The 1,919-nt window shown below is 56.1% G+C and carries 3 protein-coding genes; 2 read left to right on the top strand and 1 reads right to left on the bottom strand.

The genetic code is table 11. The annotated features are described in order from the left end of the window. Positions 1-205: 205 nt before the first annotated feature. Entirely contained in the window at positions 206-751 is a 546-nt protein-coding gene (locus ABIB42_RS25835; RefSeq protein WP_219862263.1) for a YdeI/OmpD-associated family protein, read from the bottom strand. A 169-nt stretch (positions 752-920) separates the two neighbouring features. Between ABIB42_RS25835 and ABIB42_RS25830 the strand changes: the two genes are divergently transcribed. Next, the gene (locus tag ABIB42_RS25830; RefSeq protein WP_219862264.1) at positions 921-1,520 is read left to right on the top strand and encodes a hypothetical protein; all 600 of its coding nucleotides are present in this window, start codon (positions 921-923) and stop codon (positions 1,518-1,520) included. Then, positions 1,514-1,915: a hypothetical protein gene (locus ABIB42_RS25825; protein ID WP_429249209.1), complete on the top strand. Its 402-nt coding sequence runs from the start codon at positions 1,514-1,516 to the stop codon at positions 1,913-1,915. Before ABIB42_RS25830 ends, ABIB42_RS25825 begins: the two co-directional genes overlap by 7 nt. Positions 1,916-1,919 lie beyond the last annotated feature (4 nt).

Raw genomic sequence — 1,919 nt, 5'->3', positions numbered from 1 at the left:
TTTGGGCTTCTTGGTGGTCATCACTTCGGTCATGGAACAGTCCTTTCGGGATTATTTCATGACCCCGTTCCACACAGAAATTCTGACAGGCTCGAAGCCTCTGACCAAGTGAAAGCCCTGTATGTCAACAAGCGCATTCCGGATAGATATCGAAAACGCGGCGCGGCCAGTCCAGTGCGATATACCTGGTAGCTGCCTCACGGGTCTATTTCGCTTCTTGCGGCGGATTGAGGCTCTTGCTGTAGTACCCAGAGGGGTCGAAACAGCAGACCCGCTTCTTGCCCGAAGCGAGCATGTCTCCCGCATCGGCCACGCGCTTCAAGCGAGTCTTGTCCTGCTTGGCCGATTCGATCCAGTGGATCCAATCGATGCGGGCGACGGTGGTGGTGGCGTCCCAGGTCTCCCTGGCCAGTAGCGATGTGTCGAGCACCTTGCCCAACTCCGGCGGGACTGGGGGTTCTTGCTCGTTCGGTGCAGGGGCAACGTCGAACGTGACGGTATCCCCGATTGCCACGCCCGCGTCGGTCATCAGCGTGGCCGGCACCCTGAACCAGTGGCCCAATTGGCCGTCGGGCTCGAGCGTGGCCTGAAACGGGCAGCCGTTGAGCGTGCCGCGCATGCTCGTCCGGCCGCGCCGCGGGAAGATGTCACTGATCGGTTTCGGCAGAACGACGAAAGCCCATCCATCCGTTTCCTGTACGGCGGGGCGGCGTAGCGCAGTTTCGAAACGTGATCCGGTAGCGCGCGTCATTTCTCCTCCGTTAGCTCAGCGATCGATGGAGTGTAGGTAGCAAATTCAATGACTGTCAACGCACTGGCCGTTGACGCAGACTTGAACAATCATGCTCAGGGAACTCTCTCGTCTTGACTGTATCAATTAACGGACTATACTGGCTTGAGGTTTGTTAGTGGAGGTGATTGTGCGCTACAAGGACTTTCCGAAGCACGATTTTAGAAGATGTTTGCTGGTACTCGTTACACTGGAGAAACTCGGTGCACGAGCCACATTACATTACACCGCACAAGCACTCGAATGCACACGCTCCGAGGTGCTACGCGCTATCGAGCTCGCACAGCAACAGTTCTTTGTTGGTATGGACAAGAACGGTCCAGTTTATCGAGTCACATCGTGGGGCGTGCTCGACAGAGGCGGTGTCGCCGCAGCGCTTCAGCACGTACCCGAGGACGATCTCCTTTCGCAGATTTTTGGAAGAGAAAGCATCGTGTGGAACAGAGAAACGGAGGCCGATCTGGTCAATTCGCTTGCCGATGCGGTGGCAATGCGCAGACTACCGAAGTCGGGGCGGGAGGCCGACGTCTATCGATTGTCGGCACAGTTACTCAAGACAAAGCATCGGGTAGCGGCTGATTTTCTTGACTCCGCTGCACGCCAGTTTCACTACCAGGCGCATACCGCGCCGCGGCCGTTCCCTGAAGTGGTCAAGGATGGCTTGGTCAGAGATGTGCCTCGTTTGCGTAATCTTCTTGAAAAGCGCATGGACGGAGTTCGGTCATGGTGAAACCTATTGAATTTGCGACCCATACCGATCTGGCGAACGGGCTGCGATCGTTGATCATCGAACTCGAACAGCGTACGAATTTGCGTGAGCCACTGACGATGCTCATTGCTGGTGGAATGGCAATTCACTTGTACACGGCCGCGCGGACCACCACCGACGTTGACGCCGAGTTTTCGAAGCGAATCTTGTTGCCTGCCGACCTGGTTGTCGAGACGAAAGAAGGAAATATGCTGTATCTCGATGCCAGTTACAACAGCACCTTCGCATTAATGCATGAGGACTACCAGCAGGACGCGGTGCCGGTACCGGTGTTTGTCAACGTAGTTGTCGCGTCATCTCAAGCTGCTTGCTGTAGTGCTTCTGGCCGAATCCGTTCCGGATTCAACCAGACTTGATCGT

Origin of the sequence: Massilia sp. UYP32 (assembly GCF_050434365.1) — a bacterium.
Taxonomy (GTDB): domain Bacteria; phylum Pseudomonadota; class Gammaproteobacteria; order Burkholderiales; family Burkholderiaceae_D; genus Telluria; species Telluria timonae.
This window is presented reverse-complemented; position numbering and strand designations above follow the sequence as displayed.

Excerpts from the sequence above, each read along its gene's own strand:
- ABIB42_RS25835 (WP_219862263.1), bottom strand. The coding sequence starts at position 751 with ATGACGCGCGCTACCGGATCACGTTTCGAAACTGCGCTACGCCGCCCC.
- ABIB42_RS25825 (WP_429249209.1), top strand. The coding sequence starts at position 1,514 with ATGGTGAAACCTATTGAATTTGCGACCCATACCGATCTGGCGAACGGG.